This is a genomic window from Paraburkholderia sp. XV, from assembly GCF_020177535.1.
GTDB lineage: Bacteria > Pseudomonadota > Gammaproteobacteria > Burkholderiales > Burkholderiaceae > Paraburkholderia > Paraburkholderia caribensis.
In genome coordinates this window covers 22,494-47,807 of sequence record NZ_JAGUUD010000056.1, presented here as the reverse complement: position 1 = coordinate 47,807, position 25,314 = coordinate 22,494, and the positions used below count along the sequence as shown (strand labels likewise).

Genomic DNA, 25,314 nt, shown 5'->3' with positions numbered 1-25,314 from the left:
TTGTCGATGCGTCACGGCGCCCGCGCCGGTGGTCTGACTACCGTTACGAAAGCCCTAGCTGTTGTGCGGTTGCGTCGATGGCTTTTTTCGCCTTCGCGACGATCTCGTCGATCTCGCTCTTCGTGACGACGAGCGGCGGCGAGAGCAGCATGCGGTCGCCCGTGGCGCGCATGATCAGATTGCCGTTGAAGCAGAAGTCGCGGCAGATCGTGCCGACGTCGCCACCATTCTCGAAGCGCTGTCTGGTCTTCGGGTTTTGCGCGAGCTGGATGCCCGCGACAAGTCCCGCGCCCGCCACTTCACCGACAATAGGATGGTTCGCGAACGTCTCGCGCAGCGACCGCTGGAAATACGGCCCCGTTTCGTTCTTCACGCGCTCGACGATCTTCTCGTCGCGCAACAGCCTCAGGTTCGCGACAGCCACGGCGGCGGCGACGGGGTGGCCGGAATACGTGAGCCCGTGATTGAACTCGCCGTTCTCGATGATCGCCTCGGCGATGCGGTCGTGCAGGCCGACGGCGCCCATCGGGATGTAGCCGCTCGTCAAGCCCTTCGCCATGGTGATGAGGTCGGGTTCGAAGCCGAAATGCTGATGCGCGAACCATTCGCCCGTGCGTCCGAAGCCGCCGATCACTTCATCGGCGACCAGCAGCACGTCGTACTTGCGGCAGATGCGCTGGATTTCCGGCCAGTAGGTAGAAGGCGGAAAGATCACGCCGCCCGCTCCCTGGAAAGGCTCACCGATAAACGCAGCAACGTTCTCAGCCCCAAGCTCGAGAATCTCCGTTTCGAGCTGACGCGCACGTTCGAGGCCGAATTCCTCCGGCGTCATGTCGCCGCCTTCACCGAACCAGTACGGCTGATCGATATGCACGATGTGCTCTACCTGCGAAGGCATCTGCTCGTGCATATAGCCCATGCCGCCGAGCGTGCCGCCCGCGATCGTCGAACCGTGATAGCCGTTCTTGCGCGAAATGACGAACTTCTTCAGTTTCTTGCCTTGCGTCGCCCAATACTGATGAACGATGCGCAGCACCGTATCGTTGCCTTCCGAGCCGCTATTGCAGTAGAAGAAGTGATTGAACGGCGGGGGCGTCAATTCGGCGAGCAAGGCCGACAGTTCAATGATGGGCGGGTGCGTGGTCTTGAAGAACGTGTTGTAGAAGGGGAGTTCCTGCAACTGCCTGTACGCCGCGTCCGCGAGTTCTTTGCGGCCATAGCCGACGTTGACGCACCACAGTCCCGCCATGCCGTCGATGATCTTGTTGCCATCGGAGTCCCACAGATAGACGCCTTCTGCCTTGACGATCACGCGGCTGCCCGCACGATTGAGCGCGCCCATATCGGAGAACGGATGAATATGATGCGCGGCATCGAGCGCGCGGTATTCAGCCGTGCTGCGCTGCTGTTGCGAAGCACTCGCCTTCGCGGCCGGTTGCGCGGACTGCACGTAAGCGACTTCTTCTGTTCTGTAACTCATGTTGCCTCCAGTTGTTTTGCGGATGACGCCGGACTCAGACGTGCAGCAGCAAATGCTTGCGTTCCCACGAACTGATCACGCGGAAGAACGCTTCATATTCGGTTTCCTTCAGCGCGAGATACGCCTTGACGAACTGCTCGCCCATGATTTCGGCGAGCGGCTCGCACGCGCCCATCAACGTGAGTCCTTCTTCGAGATTGCGCGGCAACTGGTACGGCAATTCATAGCCGTCGCTGGTGAGCGGCTCGGTCGGCGTGAGCCGCTGCGTCATGCCGAGATAGCCGGCCGCGAGTGTGCCCGCAATCGCCAGATACGGATTGCAGTCCACGCCCGGAATGCGGTTCTCGATGCGGCGTGCCTGCGGGCCCGAATGCGGAATGCGGAAGCCCACCGTGCGGTTGTCGTAACCCCATTGCACGTTGATCGGTGCAGCCATAAAGCGCGACAGGCGCCGATATGAATTGATGTACGGCGCGAAGATCGGCATCAATGCGGGCGTGTACTTCTGCAGGCCGGCGAGGTACTGGTTGAACAGGTCGGTCGGCTTGCCGTCGCTGCCCGTGAACAGGTTCTGGCCTGTCTCTTCATCGACGAGGCTTTGGTGCACGTGCATCGCGGAACCGGGTTCGTTCTCCATCGGCTTTGCCATGAACGTCGCGTACATGTGATGACGCAGCGCCGCTTCGCGCACGGTGCGCTTGAACAGAAAGACCTGGTCGGCGAGCTTGAGCGGATCGCCGTGCAGGAAGTTGATTTCCATCTGCGCGGCGCCGACTTCGTGAATCAGCGTGTCGACTTCGAGTTCCTGAATATCGCAGTACTCGTAGATGTCCTCGAAGAGCGGGTCGAATTCGTTCACGGCTTCGATCGAATACGCCTGACGTCCTGTTTCGGGACGGCCGGTGCGCCCGACGGGCGGTTGCAAGGGCAGGTCGGGGTCCTTGTTCATGTCGACCAGATAGAACTCCAGCTCTGGTGCGATGACAGGCTTCCAGCCTTTGGCCTTGTAGAGATCGAGCACGCGGCGCAGCACGCGGCGCGGCGAGATCGCGACGGGGGTGCCGTCGAAATGCACGCAGTCGTGAATCACCTGCGCGGTGGGATCGACGGCCCACGGAATAATGCGGATCGTCGACGGATCGGGCACGCACACCATGTCCGGGTCGGTGACGCCCGTGAGCGAGCCGTCTTCGGGATATTCGCCCGTCACCGTCTGGATCATCACGGCTTGCGGCAGGCGCATGGATTCGCCGGATTCGAACTTGCTGCGCGGAATGATCTTGCCGCGCGCGATCCCTGCCATGTCGGGAATGATCGCCTCGATTTCGGTGATGTGATGCTTCTTCAGAAACTCGTCAATGTCTTGCATGATCGTTCTCTCTGTTTTTTTGCGCAGAACGGGGATCAGACATGTGCGCTTGCAGCCGCTGCCGAACCCGTCCTCATGCGCATTCGTTCGCGGCACGCCGTGCCGAACGCACGGAAGATCGCTGTCGATAGCGTGTCGCTTGCGTGCTTCCATTCCGGGTGCCATTGCACACCGAGCGTGAAGGCGCGCGCATGCGTCACGCTGATCGCTTCGATCAACCCGTCCGGCGCGTGGGCTTCGACCGTGAGGCCGTCGCCGAGCCGCTCGACGCCCTGGCCGTGCAGTGAATTCACGCGCACTTCGCTTGCGCCGCCGGCGAGCTTCTGCAACAGCCCGCCTTGCATCAGATGCAGCGCATGCGAAGGCCCGTACTGCACGTCGAGGTCGTCTTCCTTGTTCTCGCGGTGATCGTCATAGCCGTCCACCGTTTGAACGCTTTGATGCAGCGTCCCGCCGAATACGACATTCATTTCCTGAAAGCCACGGCAAATAGCGAGCACGGGGATGCCTGCGTCGATCGCGGCGCGCATCAGCGGCAGCGTCGTCGCGTCGCGTGCGGCGTCGTGCAGCGTGCCGGGTGCGCTCGCGTGACCGCCATAACGATGCGGCTCGACATTCGAATAGCTGCCCGTAAACAGCAGGCCGTCGATATGCGCGAACAGATCGTCCGGCGCCTGCCGGTCGCCCAACGCGGGCAGCAGCATCGCAAGCGCTTGCGCGCCGTCGACCACGGCCGCGAGGTACTTTTCGCCGGCCACATGCGAAGGATGCGGACCCATCATCGTTCTGTCGGCCGTGACGCCGACTAAAGGTTTCATTTGCATGACTAACTGGTATTCGTCGTTGACTGCGGGAACGCGGCAAATCATGGTGTGCGTACGCGCGGCACGATTCCGCAGCGATGCGCGGAGCGCAACGCTACTGGAAGCGTGCTTGCGTGGCAGCGTCGTCAGCGGATCGCGCCGCGCGTTGCAAACAGATACGCTGTCCGGTTCGCTCCGCTGCGCGCGATTGCAGGCGTGCAACGGCGCGTGTCCGATGTAGGGACGAGCGCGACCGAAGACGCGGCGCGATAACGCGCGCGAAGCATCGACCCGCAAGCGGGCCTGACAGCGGCAGGTGGAAAGGCGCTAGGGCAAGAGCGACGCGACTTCGTCGGTGTGAACCGCGATGAACGCACGCGCTGAAATAGAGTTGTGACGACGAACGGAACGGCGCGACAGGATCGTGAAGACGGACAGAAAGCGGCGAAACGCAAGCCTGCCGTTGCTGCCGTCGGCGATGGCGTTGTCAGCGCGAAGACACCTCGCGAACTGACTACGATCCCACCTAACCAAAGGGCCTCGGACTCTCACGATTACACTCGACTGGCACGTTGAAAGTATTGAACGCCCCGTTCGGAAAACGCGTCGAACGTTTAAAGAAACGGGACGACAGGCTGTTACCCGTAACGCATTCTTTACTCGCTGCTTCGGCGATTAAACCGGCCGCCGCAGCGGTAATCGAATCAGGAAACATCAACCTGTAGTTCAGGATATACGAGTCAAAAAGGCCGTCAAAGTCTTTTTACGAAACTTTGATGAGGGCTTACCCTGAGCCATCTATGCGTAATAAAGTCAACTTTGAAGCCGGTAGATGCGTAAAAATTTCGTTTCGCTTTCAGGGTTTTCCCCAGAAGCGTTCAATTTAAAGTGATTAGAATATTCAACACACGCGCGTGCTATTCGAATGCGCTCTTTTCGTGAAGTACTACCCGTTCTCATGAGTGCATTGATGTCAATTGAAGTGGCAGCCCGCCTGCAGTACATCCGGAAAAAGCACGGTCTTTCGCAGCGGGAACTGGCGAAACGGGCGGGCGTGACAAACGGCACGATTTCGCTGATCGAGCAGAACCGCGTGAGTCCGTCCGTCGGATCGCTGAAGAAATTGCTCGAATGCATACCCATGAGTCTCGCCGAATTCTTCACATTTGAAATCGAGGCCGACCGCACCGTGGTGTCGCGCCGCGCGGAGATGCCGAACCTCGGCAATGAGCAGATCGAGTTCTATCTGGCGGGCGCGAGTGTCAAGGACCGCAATATGGGCATCATGCGCGAGGTGTATCAGCCGCTCGCGGATACCGGCCCGGAAATGTTGCAGCACGCAGGGCACGAGGGCGGCGTCGTGGTCAGCGGTCAGCTCGAATTGACCGTCGACGGTACGACGTGGCTGCTCGACCCCGGCGACAGCTATTACTTCGAAAGCCGCTTACCGCATCGTTTTCGCAATCCCAGCGCGCAGCAGGTGTGCGAAGTCGTGTCGGCCAACTCGCCGCCCACTTTCTGAATTTTTCGCACATCGCTTCGCGTCAACGCGTTTCGCGCAGCGTTGCATCGCACATGCCATTTTCACTGCGCCGAACGCATAACATTGAGGCATCCTGATGGACAAGACGACATTGGCTTACTGGCAGGACAAGGCAGCGGCGCTCGCAATCGAAGGGCGCGCGTTTATCGACGGCGAGTATCGGCCTGCCGAAAGCGGGCGTACGTTCGACTGCGTGAGTCCGATCGACGGCAAAGTACTCGTGAAAGTCGCCGATTGCGGCGAGGCCGACGTGAATGCGGCCGTGCGCGCCGCGCGCCATTCATTCAGTCGAGGCGTATGGGCCGGCCTCAATCCGCGCCAGCGCAAAGCGAAGCTGCTCAAATGGGCTGCGTTGATGCGCGAGCATCTCGACGAGCTCTCGTTGCTCGAAACACTCGACGCAGGCAAGCCGATCGGCGACACGACCAGCGTCGACGTGCCCGGCGCGGCGTATTGCGTCGAATGGTTTGCAGAAGCTATCGACAAGGTGGGCGGCGAAGTGGTGCCTGCCGATAATCACCTGGTCGGCCTCGTGACGCGCGAGCCGCTCGGCGTCGTCGCCGCCGTGGTGCCGTGGAATTTCCCGATTCTGATGGCATCGTGGAAATTCGGGCCCGCCCTCGCCGCGGGCAATAGCGTCGTGCTCAAGCCTTCGGAGAAGTCGCCATTGACGGCGATTCGCGTCGCACAACTCGCGCATGAAGCGGGCATTCCCGCAGGCGTGTTCAATGTCGTGCCCGGCGGCGGCGAGCCGGGCAAGCTGCTCGCGCTGCATCACGATGTGGATTGCCTCGCGTTCACGGGTTCGACGAACGTCGGCAAGCTGATCATGCAATACGCCGGGCAGTCCAACCTGAAGCGCGTGTGGCTGGAACTGGGCGGCAAGTCGCCGAATATCGTGCTGCCCGATTGTCCCGATCTCGACCGCGCTGCCAAAACGGCGGCGGGCGCGATTTTCTACAACATGGGTGAGATGTGCACGGCGGGCTCGCGTCTGCTCGTGCATCGCGACATCAAGGACGTGTTCCTCGACAAGCTGATCGCGGCAGCGCGCAGCTACGCGCCGGGCAACCCGCTGGACCCGAAGACGTCGATGGGCGCAATCGTCGATCAGGTGCAGCTCGATCGCGTGCTGGGTTATATCGAAGCAGGGCGGGCCGAGGCAAAGCTATTGCACGGTGGCACGCGTGTACAGCAGGAAAGCGGCGGCTTCTATATCGAGCCGACTGTTTTCGATGTGCCGAAGCATGATGCGAAGATCGCGCGTGAAGAGATTTTCGGGCCGGTGCTGTCGGTGATCACGTTCGATACGATCGACGAAGCCGTGACGATTGCCAACGACAGCGACTACGGTCTCGCCGCCGCCGTGTGGACGGCGAACCTGACCACGGCGCATGAAGTCTCGCGGCGTCTGCGCGCGGGTACCGTGTGGGTCAATTGCTACGACGAAGGCGGCGACATGAACTTCCCGTTCGGCGGCTACAAGCAGTCGGGCAATGGCCGCGACAAGTCGTTGCATGCACTCGAAAAGTACACGGAGCTGAAGTCGACGCTGGTGCGCTTGCGCTGAGCGAAACGCGGCGCGCGACCACGGTCGTCACGAAGAGGCCGAAGGCGCGCGCTGCCTTGCCTGCCTGTTCCCTTCGCGCATGCCGAGCGTATAGATCATGAGCGCGCCGCTCATGATCGCGAGTTGCCACATCAACAGATCGTTGCCGAGCGCCTTCATCGCAGCCCCCGCGAAGAGCGGCCCGGCGATCGAGCATGCAGTAAAGGCGAGCGACAGCACGCGCATGTTGCGGGTGATTGCCTGTTTGTCGCCGCAAGCGGCCGCATACATGCCGAGCGTGATATACGCGCTGTTCATGCCGCCGAGCAGCAGCGCGGCGCCGACATACGCAAGCGACGCGGCCGGCGCGAAGGCGAACGCCACGATAGCCGCCGTGCTGGTCAACGCGCAGAGGATCACCGTTGCCGCGAGACCGGCGCGATCCGCGAGCCAACCGACAGGGAATTGCAGCGCCATGCCGCCGATACCGAAGCATGCGAGCATGGTCGCGGTTTGCGCGGCCGTGAGTCCGCGGCTGTCGGCGAAGAGCGGGAAGAGTCCATAGAGCGCGCCGTCACCAATGCCGCCGACTGCAATCGTCACGAGCCCGAGGCAAACAACCGGTCCCAGTTCGCGGCGCGTGCCATGCGCGACATGCGGCTCCCGGACAGGTTGCGGCGAGGACGAACGGGTAAGCCACAACGGAACGGCGGCAGCAAGCGTCAGCAGCGAGCCCGACGTGAACACCAGTGTCCCGCTTACGCCAGCGTAGACCGCGAGCGCCGGCGCGAGCACGCCCGCCGATGCAATCAGGGTTTCATGAACGCCGACGACTTTGCCGCTCTTGTCGGCGGGCACGAGACTGTAGAGCCAGGTTTCGTTCGCGATCCAGCGCAAGCCGATGCCGAGCCCCGTCAGCATGCCGGGCAAGATCCACGCGGGCCACGACAACGCACCGAACGATGCATACGCGATCAGCGAAGCGGCAAGCCCGAGCGACACGGTCAGCTTCGATCCGATGCGTTCGATCAGACGCGGCGCGAGCAACAGTCCGACGAACATCCCCGCCCATTGCGCCGCAGCGAAGAGTCCCGCGCGTGGCGCGTCGAGCCCTTGATGCGCGAGCCAGACGGGCAGAACCATGAAGCCGATGCCGAACTGGCCGATCTGCGAGAGCGTCGAGACGGCCGTCAGCGCGGCCACCGCGCGCCAGCGCACGGGCGCAGCGTTCGAGCGGATCGCGTCGATCCCGGCGGCGTTCATGATGCGCTCCGCTCGGGCATCGGCAGTCCCTGTTCGCGGCACTCGACGGGACAACCCGCTTTCAGGCACGGCTTGTCGTCGCACAAGCGGCAAAGCTGCATCGCATGCGGCGAGTCGCGCGTTTCGTTCCAGAGGATCTTGATCAGCAGACCTTCGAACACATCGCGCTCGCTTTCATCGAGCCGCGCGACGATGCGTTCGAGCATGCGCCCGCGCGCGGTGCGCAAGCGGTTCGCTTCGCGGCGCCCGGCGGCCGTGAGCGCCAGCGCAACCGAACGCTTGTCGCTGCCCGCCTTCTTTTCGACGAGGCCTGCGTCGACGAGTCCCGCTACCGCCCGCACGGCGGCGGGATGAGAGAGGTCGACGGCCTCGCGCAGCAGCTCGATCGACGAATCGGGGTACTGGCCGATGGCATTGAGCATGGCGCGCGCAGTCGAACCGGCCAGCGCGGGAATGCTGGGTTGTGCGTTCAGTTCGTCCGTCACCAGAAGGGCGAGCACGCCGAGCAGATTTTCCATGCGTCGGGTCATCGCTTCACCTCGATATGTGCACTGTGCATATGTGCATGATGCACATATCTGGCTGCGATTTCAAGGCGAATTCCGCTGACCCTTTTTTACTTTTTGCGCGCTGCGCCAGGGCAGAGTGCAGAAATATCCAGTAACGCATTCGTAACTCAAGCTTAAGTCTGTTGGACTATTGTTCTCCTATTGGACATTGGCATTCTTCATTGGCAGGTCGACGAACATGAACAAGACTCAGGTCACAAGAAAGGTCGCAATGCCGACGATCGTCGTCGGGGTGTTGCTCGCACTGGGCGGGTGCGCCGTCGTCCCGCCCAGCGGGCCGAGCGTGGTTGCGCTGCCGCGCAAAGGCGAGCCGCTCGAACAGTTCCAGCAGGACGACTACGCGTGCCGCGACTATGCGTACCGCAGCACGGACGCCAATGGGGCATCGCAGGCGGCCACCAACAATGCCGTGGGCAGCGCGGCTGTCGGCACGCTGGGCGGCGCGGCCGTCGGCGCGCTGATCGGTGCGGCGGCGGGCAATCCGGGCGCCGGTGCGGCAATCGGCGCGGGCAGCGGGTTGCTGGTCGGCGGCGCAACGGGCGCGAATGGCGCGTCGTATTCGGCGTATGGGCTGCAGGCGCGCTACGACGCGGCCTACGCGCAGTGCATGACGTCGAAGGGCAACACCATCTCGCAACCGCCCGCGCCCGTCTATGCAACGCCGCCTGCCTACTATGCGCCGGGCCCCGTCTACTACGCGCCGCGTCCTTATTACTATGCCCCGCCGGGCGCCGTTTACGCGCCGTATCCTTATTACTGATCCGCGCGTCTTGAAAGTGTGAGCGCGTCGTCCGCGCTCACGCTTTTTGTATCAATCCGTGCGTTGCGTTGATGTCGCCGCGCATGTGTCTTGCAGCTTGGAACGGGCCGGGTTCGTCAACGCGCCGAAGGTCGCGAAGCTCGCCGCCGCGAGCAGCCACGCGCCGACACCTGCGTACAGCATGACCCATCCGAAGCCGTGCACGAGCGCATCGTGCGCGATCTTGCCGTCGAGCGCCACGGCGTGGCCCGCCGCGATCGCAGCGCTAGTCGCGTGAATGTGCGCGGCGTCCTGCGCGCCCGACCACGCGCGCGACACAGCCGCTTCGACGCCCGCCACCAGCACGAACCCCATCAACGCGATGTTGATCGCGAGCGAGACCATCCGCGCGCTCATGTCGATGCCCGAGGCCATGCCGGCGCGTGCTGGCGGCACGGCACCCGTCGTCGTGTTCGTCACGGTCGTGTTCGTCAGGCCGAGTCCGATGCCGGCGACCACGCAGCCGGGCAGCATCGTCATCCAGCTGGCGTGCTCCGCGCCGCTGCCCAGACGCATCAGCATGAAGCCGAGCCCGATCGTGAAGAGCCCGCCGGGAATCACGAAGCCCGGCTGATAGCGATGCGCGAGACGTTCCGCGACGGGCGGCACGACCAGCGTGGGCAGCGTGTACGCGAGCAGCGCAAGCCCCGCGTGCAGATCGTCGTAGCCGAGCGCGTGATGAAAGTACACGGGCAGATAGATCATGAAAGGCCAGAAGCTGAAATTCATTGCAGCCGATCCGATCAGCGCGCCCGAAAACTTGCGGAGACGAAAAACGGAGAAGTCGAACATCGGATGCGCGCTCACGTTCTCGGCGACGAAGAACGCGATCAGGCAGAGCGCGCTGGCCGCGACGATGCCAAGCGCGGGCAGGCTTGCAAAGCCGAAGTCCGCGCCCTGCGTGATGTAGAAGGCGACGCCGAACACAGCGAGCGACAAGGTCACGACGCCCACGATATCGAGCTTGTGCGCGTGCGGATCGCGCGATTCGCTCACCCCGCTGAAGGCGAGCGCGATTGTCGCGAGCGCCAGCGGCACGTGCACGAGAAACACCCACTGCCAGCCCGTCAGCGCGACCGTCGCGCTGCCGATGATCGGCCCGAACCCCAGCCCGATCCCGAAGATGATGCCCCACGCGGCGAACGCCTTGACGCGCGCGTGTCCCTGCTGGAACTGATGCGACAGCACGGCAACCTGGCAGATCAGCATCGCGCCGCCGCTCGCGCCTTGCAGGAAGCGGCCCGCGATCAGCACGGCCATGTTCGACGCCAGCCCGCACAGCAGCGACGTGATGCCGAACAGCGCAATGCTGAGCACGAACACGCGCTTGCGGCCGAAGCGGTCCGCGAGCGTGCCCGTCGCCATCAGGACCGTCGTGCAGGCGATCGTGTACGCGTTCATGACCCACTGCATGTCCTTGAAATCGCCGTGCAGCAGATGTTCGAGCGCAGGCAGGATCGCGGGAACGCTGGAGATCTCGAGCCCGAACATCAGCGATGAAAGGCAGGCGGCGAGCAGGGCAAGCGTGTTCCTGCGCGGATGAAGAAACTGCATGACGTGAACCCCGTTACGGTCGATGAACGGCTAATATATCGGGAACATCAGTCCCGATTGACGAGGCTAATTCTCATGAATGAGGCCAAAAAGGAACCAATCAGGCGGCACGATGACTGACCGCCTGGATGGCGTGGCGACCTTCGTGCAGGTCGTGGAGGCAGGCAGTTTCGCGCTCGCGGCCGAACGGCTGAACCTCACGCGCTCGGCTGTCGGCAAGGTGATTGCGCGCCTGGAGGCGCGGCTCGGCGTGCGCCTGATCCATCGCACGACGCGCAGTCAAAGTCTCACGGAAGACGGCCAGGCATACTACGAGCGCTGCGTGCGTGCGCTCGCGGAACTGGAGGCGGCAGAGGCCGAACTCGAAGGCGGACGGCGCGCGCCGCGCGGGCGGCTGCGCGTGAGCTTGCCGCTCGCGTTCGGCCAGCTGTGCGTCGCGCCCGTGCTGATGAACCTGGCGCGCCGGCATCCGAAGCTGCAGATCGACATGTCGTTCAGCGACCGCATGGTCGATCTCGTCGAAGAAGGCTTCGATCTCGCCGTGCGGATCGGCGAGTTGCGCGACAGCACGAGTCTCGCCGCGCGGCGCCTGGGCGTGCAGTACACCTGCGTCGGCGCGGCGCCGTCGTATCTGGCGCGGCACGGCATGCCCGCTACGCTCGACGAGATGCACGGGCTCGAAGGTATCGTGTATGCGCGGGGCGGCGCGCTCGCGCCGTGGGATTTCCAGGGCGACGACGGCCAGCCAAAGCGCGTGAACATCAACCCGCATCTGAGCATGGACGACGTGCAGGCGATCGCCGCCGCGGCTTTCGCGGGCTTTGGGCTTGCGCGCCTGCCGTCATGGCTGCTCGCGCGCTACGTGAAGTCGGGCGAACTCGCGCTGGTCAAGGGTCGTTGCAGTTTGCCGCCGCTGGAGATCAACGTGGTGTGGCCGCAGACGCGCTACATGGCGTCGAAGGTGCGTTGCGCGATCGATGCGCTCGTCGCGGAGATTCCCGCGCTGATCGAAGAATGATGACCAAACCGGCCGCCGGCATATCCGATGCGGGGCGGCCGGAGCGTTGGGCGCTCAGTCCGGCGCGTACTTGAACTCGGGCAACGCTTCGAGCGACGATTTGGTCGCCTCCGGCATCGTCACCTGTTTAGCCGTGATCTGCAGATCGCGGAACGGCACGGCGACGTAGTGCTTGCCCATGCCGAGAAAGCCGCCCACCGACAGAATCGCGAACGCGGTGTGATCGGACGGCGAGACGATCAGATCGTCGATGGTGCCGATCTTGTCCTTGTCGCGGTTGTAGACGCTCGTTCCCGCGAGCTTCGAGGCGCGAAAGCCGCTGCCCGTCTGCATGACTTCCGTGCGCCGCTCGGTGACCGATTGCGGCGCGCCTTGCGCGAGCGCCGACGTCGAGACGAGCGCGATGAACAGGCTCGCGACGCCGATCCGGCATGTTCTGTTGAATGCGTGTTGCACGATGATCCTCCCTCCCTGACATTCGATGCGTGTGACCAACGTTGCCTGGCCTAAGGTTTGTCGTCCTCGTAATCGGGGTTGACGTCGGGATCGAGTGGCGGCGCGTCCGGGTCCTGCGACGGACCGACGTCGGGCAGATCGGTCTGCACGACGTCGGACTGGTCGGGGCGGATAGGGTTTTCGCCTTCGTTGGGCGTGGTCGACATGGCCGGGCCTCCTTGGGTCGCGTTGCTGGCATTCATGCTTCAGCAAGTTGCGCACCCGGCCGGGCGCCCGGTGCAATGCGTGGGCTTAAGCGTCTTCGCCCGTGTTGATGTGCCCGCTGCGCTCGCTGCGTTCGGGCGCCGCCTGCCTGGCATTCTGCTGATGCGCGGCTTCCGCCTCGGCCAGACGGCGCGCCGCTTCGCCCACTTCCTGGCGGAACTGCACGAGCGCGCTGAGCGACGCGTCGGGCGGCTGCAACGCGGACCACAGCACGTCGATCAGGCGGTCTGCCGTGGCGTCGATGTCGGTGCGGCGATTGCCGAGCGTCGCGTCCCACAGTACATGTTCCATCGGGCCGAACACGAGCGAGCGCAGCAGGCGCAGCGGCACGTCCGAGCGGATCTGGCCCGTCTGCTGACCGTGCGACAGCACGCGCATCAGCGGCGCGGTGTAGCGGCGCTGCAAGCCCGTCAGCTCTTCGCTGAGTTCGTGCTGACGCGTGCGGCCTTCCGACAGCACGAGCGCGCACAGCCCCGTGCCGTTGACCAGCATCAGCCGCAAATGCGTGCGCACGATGAACGCGAACTGCTGGCGGATGCTGCCGTCGCGCGGCAGGCCCGATTCGATGGCTTCGATGATCTCGTCGTACCAGTCGCCGATCACGCGCGCACACAACTCGCGCTTGCCGCGAAAGTAGCTGAACACCGTGGCCTCGGAAATGCCCAGCCGCTGCGCGATCTCCGCTGTCGTCGCGCGTTCGTAGCCCTTTTCGGAAAAGACGTCGCGGCCCGCCTGAAGAATCTCCTTCACGCGCTGCTGCGACTTGCGGCCCGCCGGCTGGCGGCGCGATCCCGATACTTCGGTCCTTGCTACGCCCATCATATGAGTCCAGTTCAGATTTCGGAGCGCAAAGGCTCCGTTGCGGCCGATACTACCACGCTGGCAAGCCATTCAGCGCGTACTTCACGGTTTTTGAGTGACACTCAAAAATACCGATTGACGCTTACGTAAATCTGGAGTGAAATGCGCTCTGTGCTGCCGCGCAGCCGCACATGTCGAATGAATGACGAGCCACTCAGGCTGCGCAGCCAAGCAGCCGGCTGAGTCCGGCTCAGAAAAATTGCCTGATGCGAGGCGGCGCTGCGCGCCACGACGCGCGTGAGCCGCCCGCCACGAACTCCTGGAGACACACATGAGCAACTTGCCCGGTTTGCAGTTCCCGCTTGGTGAAGAGATCGAGATGCTGCGCGACAGCCTCGCGTCGTTTGCGGCGAAGGAGATCGCGCCGCGTGCGGGCGAGATCGACCGCACCGACCAGTTTCCGATGGACCTGTGGAAGAAGTTCGGCGATCTGGGCGTGCTCGGCATGACGGTCTCCGAGGAATACGGCGGCGCGAACATGGGCTACACCGCGCACATGGTCGCGATGGAGGAGATTTCGCGCGCGTCGGCGTCCGTCGGTCTCTCGTACGGCGCGCACTCGAACCTGTGCGTGAACCAGATTCACCGCAACGGCAATGCGGCGCAAAAAGAGAAGTATCTGCCGAAGCTGGTGTCGGGCGACCATGTCGGCGCGCTGGCGATGAGCGAGCCGAATGCCGGCTCGGACGTGGTCAGCATGAAGCTGCGCGCCGAGAAGAAGGGCGATCGCTACGTGCTGAACGGCACCAAGATGTGGATCACGAACGGCCCGGATTGCGACACGCTGGTCGTCTACGCGAAAACGGATATCGAAGCCGGTCCGCGCGGCATCACGGCGTTCATCGTCGAGAAGGGCATGAAGGGCTTTTCCGTCGCGCAGAAGCTCGACAAGCTCGGCATGCGCGGCTCGCACACGGGCGAGCTGGTGTTCGAGAACGTCGAAGTGCCGGAAGAGAACATTCTGGGTGAACTGAACGGCGGCGTGAAGGTGCTGATGAGCGGCCTCGACTACGAGCGCGCGGTGCTCGCGGGCGGCCCGACGGGCATCATGATGGCGGTGATGGATGCCGTCGTGCCCTACATTCACGACCGCAAGCAGTTCGGTCAGTCGATCGGCGAATTCCAGCTGATCCAGGGCAAGGTCGCCGATCTGTACACCACGTTGCAGGCCTGCCGCGCGTATCTGTACGCGGTTGGCCGTCAGCTCGACACGATCGGTACGGCGCACGTGCGCCAGGTGCGCAAGGACTGCGCGGGCGTGATTCTCTACACGGCGGAAAAAGCCACGTGGATGGCGGGCGAGGCGATCCAGATTCTCGGCGGCAATGGTTATATCAACGAGTATCCCGTGGGACGTCTGTGGCGCGATGCGAAGCTTTATGAAATTGGCGCGGGCACGAGCGAAATCCGCCGCATGCTGATCGGCCGCGAACTGTTTGCGGAAACGATGTAAAGCGCCGGGGAACGAGAACATGCCGATCATCGAATCGAAACTGAATCCGCGCTCGGACGATTTCCGCGCCAATGCGGCCGCGCTCGAGGCGCTCGTCGAAGACCTGAAGGCGAAGATCAGCAAGCTCGCGCTGGGCGGCGGTCCTGCCGCGCGCGACAAGCACGTGTCGCGCGGCAAGCTGCTGCCGCGCGATCGCATCGCGCAACTGCTCGACCCCGGCACGCCATTTCTCGAACTGTCGCAACTCGCGGCATTCGGCATGTATCACGACGACGCGCCGGGTGCGGGCGTGATTACGGGCATCGGGCGCATTGCGGGCCAGGAGTGCGTGATTGTCTGCAACGACGCGACGGTGAAGGGCGGCACGTACTATCCCGTGACCGTGAAGAAGCACGTGCGCGCGCAGGAAATCGCACAGGAAAACCGCCTGCCTTGCGTGTATCTCGTCGATTCCGGCGGCGCGAACCTGCCGAATCAGGACGAGGTGTTTCCCGACCGCGATCACTTTGGCCGCATCTTCTACAACCAGGCGAACCTGTCCGCGCAAGGCATTCCGCAGATCGCCGTGGTGATGGGTTCGTGCACGGCGGGCGGCGCGTATGTGCCGGCGATGAGCGACGAATCGATCATCGTCAAGAATCAAGGCACGATCTTTCTGGGCGGCCCGCCGCTGGTCAAGGCGGCGACGGGCGAAGAGGTCAGCGCGGAAGACCTGGGCGGCGGCGACGTGCATACGCGTCTGTCGGGCGTGGTCGATCATCTCGCGCAAAACGATGCACACGCGCTGGCGATTGCGCGCAGCATCGTCGGCAATCTGAACCGGCGCAAGGACGTGCCCGTCACGATGCAGGAACCGAAGCCGCCGCGCTTCGACGTGAAGAGCATCTACGGCGTGATTCCCGTCGACACGCGCAAGCCCTTCGATATCCGCGAGGTGATCGCGCGCATCGTCGACGATTCCGCGTTCGACGAATTCAAGGCCCGCTACGGCACCACGCTCGTGTGCGGCTTCGCGCATATCTGGGGGCATCCCGTCGGCATCGTCGCGAACAACGGCATTCTGTTTTCGGAGTCGGCGTTGAAGGGCGCGCACTTCATCGAACTGTGCGCGCAGCGCAAGATTCCCCTCGTGTTCCTGCAGAACATCACGGGCTTCATGGTGGGCCGCAAGTACGAGAACGAAGGCATCGCGCGCAACGGCGCGAAGATGGTGACGGCCGTCGCTACTGCGAAGGTGCCGAAGTTCACGGTGATCATCGGCGGCTCGTTCGGCGCGGGCAACTACGGCATGTGCGGCCGCGCCTATTCGCCGCGCTTCCTGTGGATGTGGCCGAACGCGCGTATCTCGGTGATGGGCGGCGAGCAGGCGGCCTCGGTGCTGGCCACCGTCAAGCGCGACGGTATCGAAGGCAAGGGCGGCACGTGGACGGCCGAGCAGGAAGAGGCGTTCAAGCAGCCGATCCGTGAGCAATACGAGCATCAGGGTCATCCGTACTATGCGAGCGCCCGTCTGTGGGATGACGGCGTGATCGATCCCGCGCAGACGCGCGACGTGCTGGGCCTCGGCCTGTCGGCGGCGATGAACGCGCCGATCGAAGACACGCGCTTCGGCGTGTTCCGCATGTAACGACGGCGCAGCGAAAGGAGCTTCGGCCATGCAATACGACAACCTGAGCGTTGTGTTCGAGCGCGGGATCGCCACCGTCACGCTCAATCGCCCGGACGTGCGCAATGCGTTCAACGAAGCGATGATCGCCGAAGTCACGTCGGTGTTTCGCGCGCTGAACACGCGCGACGACGTGCGCGCCGTCGTGCTCGCGGCGAACGGCAAGGCGTTCTGCGCGGGCGCCGACCTGAACTGGATGAAGAAGATGGCCGGTTACTCGGACGACGAGAACCGCGCCGACGCCATGCGCCTTGCCGACATGCTCGCGTCGATCTATCGCTGCAACAAGCCGGTGATCGCGCGCGTGAACGGCGACGCCTACGCGGGCGGCATGGGCCTGATCTCGGCGTGCGATATCGTGGTCGCCGTGGACAGCGCGAAGTTCTGCCTGTCCGAAGCGCGCCTCGGCCTGATTCCCGCGACGATCGCGCCGTACGTGATCCGCGCGCTCGGCGAGCAGGCATCGCGCCGTTACTTCATGACAGCCGAGGCATTCGATTGCGCGACGGCTTATCGGCTCGGCTTCGTCGCCGAATGCGTGAGCGCTGACAAGCTCGACGAAACCGTGCAGCAACTCGCGGCCGCCTTGTGCGCGAATGGTCCGCAAGCGGTGAAGGCGTGCAAGCAGCTCGTGCAGGATATCGCCGGGCGCGAAATCAGCGCGGCGTTGATCGAAGACACGGCCGCGCGCATTGCGAAAACACGTGCGGGCGCGGAAGGGCGCGAAGGCGTCGCGTCGTTTCTCGAGAAGCGCTCGCCTTCGTGGCGGGTTTGACAGCGCGCTTTGAACGTCGCCACGGCACAGAACAACATCCATCGAGACACCTCATGTTCAACAAGATCCTGATTGCGAACCGGGGCGAAATCGCCTGCCGCGTCGCCGCGACCTGCAAGCGGCTCGGCGTCACGAGCGTCGCGGTCTATTCCGACGCCGACGCGAACGCGAAGCATGTCGCCGCGTGCGACGAGGCCGTGCACATCGGCGGTTCGACGGCGGCGGAAAGTTATCTGCGCGTCGAACGCATCATCGAGGCGGCCATCGCGACGGGCGCGCAGGCCGTGCATCCCGGCTACGGTTTTTTGTCGGAGAACGAGGACTTTGCGCACGCTTGCGAGAAGGCGGGAATTGCGTTCATCGGACCGCCCGTCGAAGCGATTGCCGCGATGGGCTCGAAGGCCGCTGCGAAGGCGCTGATGCACTCCGCGGCCGTGCCGCTCGTGCCGGGCTATCACGGCGACGATCAGAACGCCGACCTGCTGCACCGCCAGGCCGATGAAATCGGCTATCCCGTGCTGCTGAAGGCGAGCGCGGGCGGCGGCGGCAAAGGCATGCGCGTGGTGACGCGCACCGAAGAGTTCGACGCCGCGCTGGCGTCATGCAAGCGCGAGGCGGCGAGCAGCTTCGGCAACGACCGCGTGCTGATCGAAAAGTATCTGATGCGACCGCGTCACGTCGAAGTGCAGGTGTTCGCTGACAAGCATGGCGGCGCCGTCTATCTGTTCGACCGCGACTGCTCGGTGCAGCGCCGCCATCAGAAAGTGCTCGAAGAAGCGCCCGCGCCTGGCTTGCAGCCGCATGTGCGGCGCGCGATGGGCGAGGCGGCTGTCGCGGCGGCGCGCGCGGTGAATTACGTCGGCGCGGGCACGGTCGAGTTCATCATGACGGAAGGCGGCGAGTTCTACTTCATGGAGATGAACACGCGTCTGCAGGTCGAGCATCCTGTGACGGAGATGGTGACGGGACTCGATCTCGTCGAATGGCAGTTGCGTGTCGCGGCGGGCGAGCCGCTGCCGCTTGCGCAGGATCAACTGCGAATCGAAGGTCATGCAATCGAGGCGCGCATCTACGCCGAGCATCCGGCGCGCGGCTTTCTGCCGTCGACGGGTACGCTGAAGCATCTGCGCATGCCGCAAGGCGTGGAGTTTTCGCTTGGCGTGGGCGGCGAGCGTGCGCCCGTGCGTATCGACAGCGGCGTGCGCGAAGGCGATACGATCACGCCGTTCTACGATCCGATGATCGCGAAGCTGATCGTGCATGGCGCAAGCCGTGAAGAAGCGCTGAAGCGCATGAGCCAGGCGCTGCGCGGCTGCGAGGTGGTCGGCCCGCATACGAACGTCGAGTTCCTGCAGCGTATCGTCGCGAGCGTGCCGTTTTCGACGGGCGATCTCGATACGGGATTGATCGAGCGTCATCACGATGCGCTGTTCGCGCCTGTCGAAAAGCCGTTCCTCGAAGCTCTGGCGCTCGCGTGCGGCGCGCTACTGACGCGAGAAGGCGGTGTCGCGCATGGCGCGTCGCCGTGGGATGCGCTGTCGCACTGGCGCCTGAACGGCGGTTATACGCAGACGCTCAACTGGCGCGACATCGAGAAAGAGACTGCGTTTGCCGTGGTTTTCTCGCGCGACGGCGAAACGCGGACCCTCACTCACGATGGCCGGACCGAGCCATTCAGGTGGTGGACGGGCGCGGGCCAGCACGAATATGGCGCGGCGATCGGCGCGTCGCATGTGACGGGCCGCGTGTTTATCGACGGCGATACGTTCCATGTGTTCTGCCGTGGCGAGGCGCTCGCTTTCGAATGGCAGAACCTGCTCGCGCATGCAGCCGATGCCGAGCATGGCGAAGGGCGTCTCACGGCGCCGATGCCGGGCAAGGTGATCGCGGTGCTGGTCGAACAGGGCGCGGTGGTGGAGAAAGGGCAGCCGCTCATCGTGATGGAAGCGATGAAGATGGAGCACACGATCGGCGCGCCCGCAGCGGGCAAGGTGGCGGAGGTGCTGTATGCCGTCGGCGATCAGGTTACCGACGGCGCGCAACTGCTGGTGCTGGACGTCGAATAAGGCGCTGGGTTTCGAGGAAGCGTCATGCGAGGCGCGCGTAGTTCGCTACGCGCGCCTCGCTTTCCATTTGGCGGATGCTTTCGTATGCTTCGGGCGGCAAGCGCGAAAAGCCTTTGAGCCTGAGCCGTTGGGCGCGTTCGGGTTGCGCGGCGACGGCTTCGTCGAGCGCGTCGCGCAATGCTTCCGCCTGTTCAGGCGCGACATGCGTCGACGCGATCAACGGCAGTCCCGGCGATGAGCGCGTGTAGCCGATGTCGCGCAAGCGACCCGTCAGTTCGGGATACGCGTCGTGCGCGAAGGCCATCGTCACACAATCAATCGCGGCAAGGTCCGCGCGATCTTCGGCAACGGCGTGCAGCGAGCCGAGATGCGATCCCGTCTCCAGCGTGGCGCCGAAGAACCTGCCGTGCTTCGCGTGCGGCGCGACGCTGTGCCGCAAGGCGTTATAGCCGCTGTTCGAATCGGTGGAATTGAAGGCGGCGCGCGCGCCGCGACAGGCTTCGATCGAATCGAAGGGGGCGTCATCGCGCGTGACGAGCACGCTCGAATAGTTCGCGCCTTCGCAGCCGGGGGCATCGAATCGCGGCGTCGCGATCAGTTGCACATGCGCGTGCAGCCCGAGCACGTAGGGGTAACCGCAGGTCTGCGACAGCAGCAGGTCCGGGCTCCGCCAGAACGCGTGCAGGTCTTCTGGTTCGACGATCGCGGCGCGCGGCTCGACATTGCGCAGCACGTCTGCGAGCAGTGCATGCCAGTCGGCTGCGAGCGCGGGCGATACGTTGTACATCGGCAGAGCGGCGATCGGATTCATGCAGGCGATTCTAAACGCTGATCGCTCTGCGGGCAGCGGGCTTTGTCACGCGATCGCCTGGTGGCGGCCATCGTGACGGCACGCACGACGCCGGGCGGCAGCGTCGACGAAGCACGCTCGCGCCGTCAGGCTGCGGCGTCGAGGCTCGTGCGCGGTTGGTCCACTGTGGCGACGGACTGCAACACCGCTTGCACCACGCGACCGACGTCCGGCCATGCCTGCAGCCGCTGACCGTCGGCGGACTTCTCGGGCGTGACGCTCGCGTAAGGCGGCGGATAACCCCATATCGCGTCGTGCACATCCGGTTTCGTGATGCTGCCGCCCAGGACGGCGACTGTTGGACGACGGAACGCGGCTGCGACGTGCATCAGCATCGTCGAGTTGGTCAGCACGACGTCCGCCTGCTCGACGAGCGCGAACATGACGCGCATCGGCACCTCGCCTGCCACGGAGCGAACGGACGCGCCCGGACCGGCTGCGGCGATGGCCTCGGCCGCGCGCGGCTGATCCGCCGCGCTGCCGACGATCACGATTTCGCACGCGCGGCCTTGCTGTTCCAGCGCTTGCGCGATTTGCGCGAGCGCCGCGCCCAGCTGGCGCGCGGGCCACGCCTTGGTGGGCACGCCGGCGCCGACACCGGCGACGATGCGCACGGTGGGCCGGCCTGCTGGCGGGTTTGCCATCCACAGTTGCGTGGCGCGCGCGCGTTCGTCGCCCGTCAGAAAGAGTTGCGGGCGCACTTCGGGCAGCGCGGTCGCGCCTAGCAGTTCCCCTTGCGCGAGCGCCGCGCGTCCGGCCTGGCGTCTCGCGTAGACGACGTGCGCCTGACACCCGCTCCAGCCGCCGCGATAGCCGCGCACGCCGATGCGGTAGCGCGCGCCGAGCCGCATCATCAGCAGCGCGCCCATGTAGCTGCCGAGCACGTCGATCGCGACGTCGAAGCCGCCGCGGGCGCGCAGCGCGTCGATCTGCGGGGACTTCCACAGGAAGCGCAGGACGTTCTTGTGCGACCGGTCTGCGACGATCTTGTTGTTCCAGGGCGCGTCGAGTTCGACGATTTCGTCGATATATGGATTGTTTTCCAGGATTGGACGGCCCCAGCTGCCGATGCCGGCGATCAGGCGTGTCGATGGAAACTGCTTGCGCAGCGATTCGAAGAGTGGGGTGGTGGTGAGCAGTTCGCCGAAGTCGTTGGGGCGGAGGATGAGGATTTCTCGTGGGGTTTTGTTGCGTGGGTCGAAACGCGATGGATGGAAGCGGGCCATCAGCCAGACTGGCGTTTCGATTAGCAGATTTTTCCAGTCCATGGAGTGAGGTCTCCTGCGGGCAAGGGTGCGCGTTGTGCGGTTGATTTTGACGGGTTGTGGGCGGGGGGAAACGACGAGGTTCCGGTTTATTCGGTCAATTTTCTGGTTTTGGTTTTGGCTTGGGTGTGTTTTCGCTGGCATCCGCGATGCGTTATCTGGCTTCACGCGTCGCCCCTGTGCGGGGCGGCACCTACTTTTCTTTGCCGCCGCAAAGAAAAGTAGGCAAAAGAAAGCGGCTCACACCGTCAGCGCTTGACGTCTGCCCACGGGCCCCCAGCGTCCCCAACCTTCACACGGCAGCGCACCTGTTCACGTGCGTTGCCAACGCCCTCTCTGTACGCCTCACCCACTTCATATGCCCGCGTCACCGTACGCCGTGCCAGACAGTTCGCCGCCGCCCAGGTGGCAAACTGTGTGTCGGCTTTCGCGTCGTGTGCGCATCACTCAGGACCGGTTGCTGGATTGGTGTTTCCGGTAAGAGCAACAAGCTGCGCGGTGCGATACCCCCTCCGGCCTGGCTCGGCTAGTAGGTGCCGCTGGCCGAGCCTTCAATGGATCGCTCGGTTGTGTCTCATCTTGAACTTGGTCGTCGCAGATCCATCCGTTGTAGAACGCGTCATGATCCGGCTGAATCCGGAATCGGCCGGGCGTCGCCATGGTTTGCCTGTGAGGATCTCTCGCCCAGCCATTGCATGAATTCGCCTACATGCTGCGCCCAAAGGTCGGGACGGGTCATCGTGAAATGCCCCGGCGACGACGGCGTGCCCTGCTGCACCACGTACCGGCCATGCTGAAGCGTCGGCACGACCCGTTCGAGAACGCGCAGGGTGTCCGGGTTGAATTCGTCGTCGGAGAAATTCAGGGCGAACAGCTTGGCCTTGATCCTGGAAAGTCCTGGCTCGGGATCGTAGCTGAACGATGACTTGAGCGAATAAAGAATGTCGTTCGCGTCGACATGCTCCGCCTGAAAGCGGGTGGTCGCGAGAAACTTGTTCGCCGCCGCGCCGTCTGGAATTTCCTGCTGTAGCGCGGGCGCACTGTCGATCATCATTCGCAACACCCCGAAGCCTTCGATCCAGCCGCGGGGCGTTTGCGTGTACTCCCCGCTCTTCCACTCAGGATCGGAGCGGATCGCGTCGATCACCATGCGCCGCCACAACAGATTGCGGCCCGAGACCGTGATCGGTAGCGAGACCACGGGCATGACGCCGTCCATCATGTCGGGATAGGTTTCCGCCCATTGCCACGCGTTCATGCCGCCCATCGACATGCCGAGAATCGCATGAAGATGACGGATGCCCAAGGTCTCGGTCACCAGCTTGTGCTGGAGATCGACGATGTCGCCATAATCGTAGTTTGGAAATTTCGCCCTTAACCCGTCACTCGGTTTGCTCGACTGGCCGTGGCCCACGTTGTCAGGAAAAATCAGGTAGTAGCGGTTCGCGTCGAGCGGACGCCCTGGATCGAAGAGTGCCTTTGTGTAAGTCGGACTCAGCAGCGTTCGACTGTCCGCGCCGGTCCAGTGCAGGACCAGAACGGCGTTGTCGACGGCACCCTGGTCGTTGCGATGCGGCGTGCCGAGCGTTGCATAGTGGATTCTCAACCGCGGCAGCGTCTCGCCGTCCCGGAACCGGTAGTTGTCGAACCACGCATCGGCCTCAACCGCCGTTGGGTTCGCGCGCTGGTCCCACGGCGCTGCCGCTTCACCGGCGGAGGCGGCCGACGGGCTGCCCGGTTGCGCCAATGCGCTAGCTGCAAACGATGAGCCGCACAGCAGCAAGCCGAACAGCACGCTGGCTGCGGCACAAGTACGACGAAATTTCACGTTGATTTCCTTCTGATTGAATAAGCGGTTTTGCACGGGGGCCGCTAGTGCCGGCGCTTCGGCAAACTTCACCCCACGTTCGAGAGGCCCGGGCGGCGGCGCAGCAGGTCGAACGCCATGATGTGGCTCGCTCCTGAAATTCCGACGCCGTAGAACGGGATCAATGCCATGGGCAGCGTCTGGATGCCGGACATGCGGGGATCGTTGAGCAGGAAGTAGGTCAATCCCGTACCGACCGCCACGACGAAATCTGCGAACCCGAACAGGTGGAAGATCAGATACCGGTTGCGGGTTTTCGGCAGCATCGTGACGCCGAGCGCCATCAACCCCGCGATGAGATCCCCCCATCCCGCGTTCCTGACGAAGGCTTCCGGCAGGAGATCGTGCGCCCCGTACCAGAAGAACACCAGCGCGGCCGCGATCCGCCAGATATGAAACGCTGTCAGCGTTCTTAGCCCGATGTTCGCGATGTATGTTCGAAAGCTCCGGGACATCGAATAAACGGCAACTGGCGCCACGATGCCGAGGGCAATGAGGCTCGCGAGCCCCAGCGGGTAGATCGCTCGATAAGCGCCGGCTTCAGCCGCCGCGGCAACGGCTAATCCCCAGACGATCAGCACACCCAGCAGGACGCCCGTCCCGCCGTTCTTCCGGATTTCAACTATCTGATTCATTTCCAGTATCCATTAGGTTAACTAACTGTTTGCTCGCCTTCCTGATATCTGCGGGACGTGATGCGAGAAACTAGAGCGCGCCTTTTCTGCCGTCTTCGGACAGCTTCAGGAGCGGCACCGACTTGAACAGGACGTCGGGCTGCACCCGCTCCCAGAGACTCCCTTTGCCTTGCTGCCGGCCACGCTCGTCTTCGCGTCGAAGCCATTGCTCGACGCTCCGGATGCGGTTCGGATGGATTTCGTCGAGTAGCGCGTAGTCGCGGCGGATCACGCCGTGCTTCCAGATGTTCCAGAACCCGGTGAAGTTGTCGCGGAAACTCATCGTGCTCTTGTCATTCGGGTCCGCGTTGTATCCGGCGGGCAGGTTCGCCGCCATCTTGAGCGGGCCGTTCCAGTAAGTGTCCAGATCCGTGTCGATGTAGCGCGCCGGATGCCCGGTCACCCTTTCGAACGCCTCGGCCAGCTTTGCGTACTCGACGTGCTCGATGGCGACTTCGAGATCCATGCCGTTCGCGCGCTCCGGATGATCGAACAGCCAGCGCGCGTAGTAGCCGCAGTCCTCCAGCGCGACATGTGGCACCGCCCCGTCGCCGAGCGGCACGCGCCAGGTGACGACACCGTCCTCGACGAACGGCGTCATAGGCGTCATCGCGGAAATCGCCATCTCCATGTACGGCCCGGTGGTGAACACGGCCGCGCCCATGCGGTCCCGGTTCGTCTGGTTCTGGAACAGGATCCATTCGCCTACGCGACCTTTGCCGTCGTAGTGGCCAGCCCGAAAGCGGGAATCGTAGCCAGCCTTTTTGAGCGCGTAGTCGAGGTTGCCGTAGACGAAGAATTTGATGCCTTCTTCCAGAGCGATTTCGTAGCAACGCATTGCCCAGTAGATCTCCGTTTTCTCGCCGGTGTTGAACCCGTCCAGGTTGACGTACGCACCGTCGCAACCGCGCATGCCCGCCCGCAGAACGGCTTCGTCGGCAAAGGTGCCTTTCAGGATCGATACGTTGCCGAGTGCGAGCAGCGCCCTGGCGCGCCGGGAATCGGGGTCTCGGCTCAGGGCGCGAACGGAATACTTGCCGTCCGCGACGAGCGCGCTGATGACAGGCAGACCCTGCGCACCTGTACCGCCGATGACGAAGATTCTGGAAGTGGCGTGGGGAGGCATGATGGTTTCCTTGAGTTCGATACGGCGGACGCCCACCGACGACG

At 63.7% G+C, this 25,314-nt stretch carries 23 protein-coding genes; 8 read left to right on the top strand and 15 right to left on the bottom strand.

All coding sequences use genetic code 11. The features are described from left to right. Positions 1-43 precede the first annotated feature (43 nt). The 4 genes from KFO72_RS24075 to KFO72_RS24060 form a co-directional block, all read right to left on the bottom strand. Positions 44-1,480: an aspartate aminotransferase family protein gene (locus tag KFO72_RS24075; RefSeq protein WP_225033198.1), complete on the bottom strand. Its 1,437-nt coding sequence runs from the start codon at positions 1,478-1,480 to the stop codon at positions 44-46. A gap of 34 nt (positions 1,481-1,514) precedes the next feature. After that, positions 1,515-2,849, bottom strand: a complete 1,335-nt coding sequence (locus KFO72_RS24070) for a glutamine synthetase family protein (protein WP_054933864.1) — start codon at positions 2,847-2,849, stop codon at positions 1,515-1,517. Between the two features lie 35 nt (positions 2,850-2,884). Next, complete coding sequence (locus KFO72_RS24065) at positions 2,885-3,673, bottom strand: gamma-glutamyl-gamma-aminobutyrate hydrolase family protein (RefSeq protein WP_054933830.1); 789 nt, start codon at positions 3,671-3,673, stop codon at positions 2,885-2,887. 306 nt (positions 3,674-3,979) lie between these two features. Beyond that, on the bottom strand, positions 3,980-4,186 hold the full coding sequence (locus KFO72_RS24060; protein ID WP_039901929.1) for a hypothetical protein: 207 nt from the start codon (positions 4,184-4,186) through the stop codon (positions 3,980-3,982). 436 nt (positions 4,187-4,622) lie between these two features. Here KFO72_RS24060 and KFO72_RS24055 point away from each other — a divergent pair, with 436 nt between their 5' ends. After that, a complete protein-coding gene (locus KFO72_RS24055; RefSeq protein ID WP_225033197.1) occupies positions 4,623-5,174 on the top strand; it encodes a cupin domain-containing protein in 552 nt (183 codons plus the stop codon). A gap of 97 nt (positions 5,175-5,271) precedes the next feature. Next, positions 5,272-6,765 carry an aldehyde dehydrogenase gene (locus KFO72_RS24050; RefSeq protein ID WP_062917001.1) on the top strand — a complete coding sequence of 498 codons (1,494 nt, stop codon included), beginning with the start codon at positions 5,272-5,274 and terminating at the stop codon, positions 6,763-6,765. A 27-nt stretch (positions 6,766-6,792) separates the two neighbouring features. Here KFO72_RS24050 and KFO72_RS24045 read toward each other — a convergent pair whose 3' ends face one another. After that, complete coding sequence (locus tag KFO72_RS24045; RefSeq protein WP_062917000.1) at positions 6,793-8,007, bottom strand: MFS transporter; 1,215 nt, start codon at positions 8,005-8,007, stop codon at positions 6,793-6,795. Continuing rightward, positions 8,004-8,537, bottom strand: coding sequence for a MarR family winged helix-turn-helix transcriptional regulator (locus KFO72_RS24040; RefSeq protein WP_054933833.1), 534 nt, complete (start codon positions 8,535-8,537; stop codon positions 8,004-8,006). The genes KFO72_RS24045 and KFO72_RS24040 overlap by 4 nt, the downstream gene beginning before the upstream one ends. A 217-nt stretch (positions 8,538-8,754) precedes the next feature. Between KFO72_RS24040 and KFO72_RS24035 the strand changes: the two genes are divergently transcribed. After that, positions 8,755-9,336, top strand: a complete 582-nt coding sequence (locus KFO72_RS24035; RefSeq protein ID WP_035996691.1) for a YMGG-like glycine zipper-containing protein — start codon at positions 8,755-8,757, stop codon at positions 9,334-9,336. 51 nt (positions 9,337-9,387) lie between these two features. Here the strand turns inward: KFO72_RS24035 and KFO72_RS24030 are convergent, their stop codons facing one another. Further along, the gene (locus KFO72_RS24030) at positions 9,388-10,929 is read right to left on the bottom strand and encodes an MFS transporter (RefSeq protein ID WP_225033196.1); all 1,542 of its coding nucleotides are present in this window, start codon (positions 10,927-10,929) and stop codon (positions 9,388-9,390) included. Between the two features lie 112 nt (positions 10,930-11,041). Here KFO72_RS24030 and KFO72_RS24025 point away from each other — a divergent pair, with 112 nt between their 5' ends. After that, entirely contained in the window at positions 11,042-11,947 is a 906-nt protein-coding gene (locus KFO72_RS24025; RefSeq protein WP_225033195.1) for a LysR family transcriptional regulator, read from the top strand. A gap of 54 nt (positions 11,948-12,001) precedes the next feature. On the opposite strand, the gene KFO72_RS24020 is transcribed toward KFO72_RS24025, so the two are convergent. From KFO72_RS24020 to KFO72_RS24010, 3 genes are all read right to left on the bottom strand, one after another. Continuing rightward, positions 12,002-12,403, bottom strand: a complete 402-nt coding sequence (locus tag KFO72_RS24020; protein ID WP_054933836.1) for a PRC-barrel domain-containing protein — start codon at positions 12,401-12,403, stop codon at positions 12,002-12,004. 50 nt (positions 12,404-12,453) lie between these two features. Beyond that, on the bottom strand, positions 12,454-12,609 hold the full coding sequence (locus tag KFO72_RS24015; protein ID WP_007743066.1) for a hypothetical protein: 156 nt from the start codon (positions 12,607-12,609) through the stop codon (positions 12,454-12,456). An 85-nt stretch (positions 12,610-12,694) separates the two neighbouring features. Then, a complete protein-coding gene (locus KFO72_RS24010; RefSeq protein WP_225033194.1) occupies positions 12,695-13,489 on the bottom strand; it encodes a TetR/AcrR family transcriptional regulator in 795 nt (264 codons plus the stop codon). A gap of 310 nt (positions 13,490-13,799) precedes the next feature. On the opposite strand from KFO72_RS24010, the gene KFO72_RS24005 reads away from it, so the two are divergent. Genes KFO72_RS24005 through KFO72_RS23990 form a run of 4 tightly spaced genes read left to right on the top strand, consistent with a single transcriptional unit; the run spans position 13,800 to position 19,488 of the window. Then, entirely contained in the window at positions 13,800-14,981 is a 1,182-nt protein-coding gene (locus KFO72_RS24005) for an isovaleryl-CoA dehydrogenase (RefSeq protein ID WP_225033193.1), read from the top strand. A gap of 19 nt (positions 14,982-15,000) precedes the next feature. Further along, positions 15,001-16,608: a carboxyl transferase domain-containing protein gene (locus KFO72_RS24000; RefSeq protein ID WP_062916995.1), complete on the top strand. Its 1,608-nt coding sequence runs from the start codon at positions 15,001-15,003 to the stop codon at positions 16,606-16,608. A gap of 28 nt (positions 16,609-16,636) precedes the next feature. After that, positions 16,637-17,422: an enoyl-CoA hydratase/isomerase family protein gene (locus KFO72_RS23995; RefSeq protein ID WP_225033192.1), complete on the top strand. Its 786-nt coding sequence runs from the start codon at positions 16,637-16,639 to the stop codon at positions 17,420-17,422. 53 nt (positions 17,423-17,475) lie between these two features. Continuing rightward, positions 17,476-19,488, top strand: a complete 2,013-nt coding sequence (locus KFO72_RS23990; protein ID WP_225033191.1) for an acetyl/propionyl/methylcrotonyl-CoA carboxylase subunit alpha — start codon at positions 17,476-17,478, stop codon at positions 19,486-19,488. A gap of 22 nt (positions 19,489-19,510) precedes the next feature. On the opposite strand, the gene KFO72_RS23985 is transcribed toward KFO72_RS23990, so the two are convergent. The 5 genes from KFO72_RS23985 to KFO72_RS23965 all read right to left on the bottom strand — a co-directional run bounded on the left by KFO72_RS23985 (position 19,511) and on the right by KFO72_RS23965 (position 25,270). Further along, positions 19,511-20,299, bottom strand: a complete 789-nt coding sequence (locus KFO72_RS23985; protein ID WP_225033190.1) for a phosphate/phosphite/phosphonate ABC transporter substrate-binding protein — start codon at positions 20,297-20,299, stop codon at positions 19,511-19,513. A gap of 125 nt (positions 20,300-20,424) precedes the next feature. Further along, positions 20,425-21,606 (bottom strand): glycosyltransferase family 9 protein, encoded by a 1,182-nt coding sequence (locus tag KFO72_RS23980; protein ID WP_224102376.1) that lies wholly within the window; start codon positions 21,604-21,606, stop codon positions 20,425-20,427. A gap of 616 nt (positions 21,607-22,222) precedes the next feature. After that, positions 22,223-23,431 (bottom strand): alpha/beta fold hydrolase, encoded by a 1,209-nt coding sequence (locus KFO72_RS23975; protein ID WP_225033189.1) that lies wholly within the window; start codon positions 23,429-23,431, stop codon positions 22,223-22,225. 68 nt (positions 23,432-23,499) lie between these two features. Continuing rightward, positions 23,500-24,105 (bottom strand): hypothetical protein, encoded by a 606-nt coding sequence (locus tag KFO72_RS23970; protein WP_054933844.1) that lies wholly within the window; start codon positions 24,103-24,105, stop codon positions 23,500-23,502. A gap of 70 nt (positions 24,106-24,175) precedes the next feature. After that, complete coding sequence (locus KFO72_RS23965; RefSeq protein ID WP_225033188.1) at positions 24,176-25,270, bottom strand: NmrA family NAD(P)-binding protein; 1,095 nt, start codon at positions 25,268-25,270, stop codon at positions 24,176-24,178. Between the last annotated feature and the right edge of the window lie 44 nt (positions 25,271-25,314).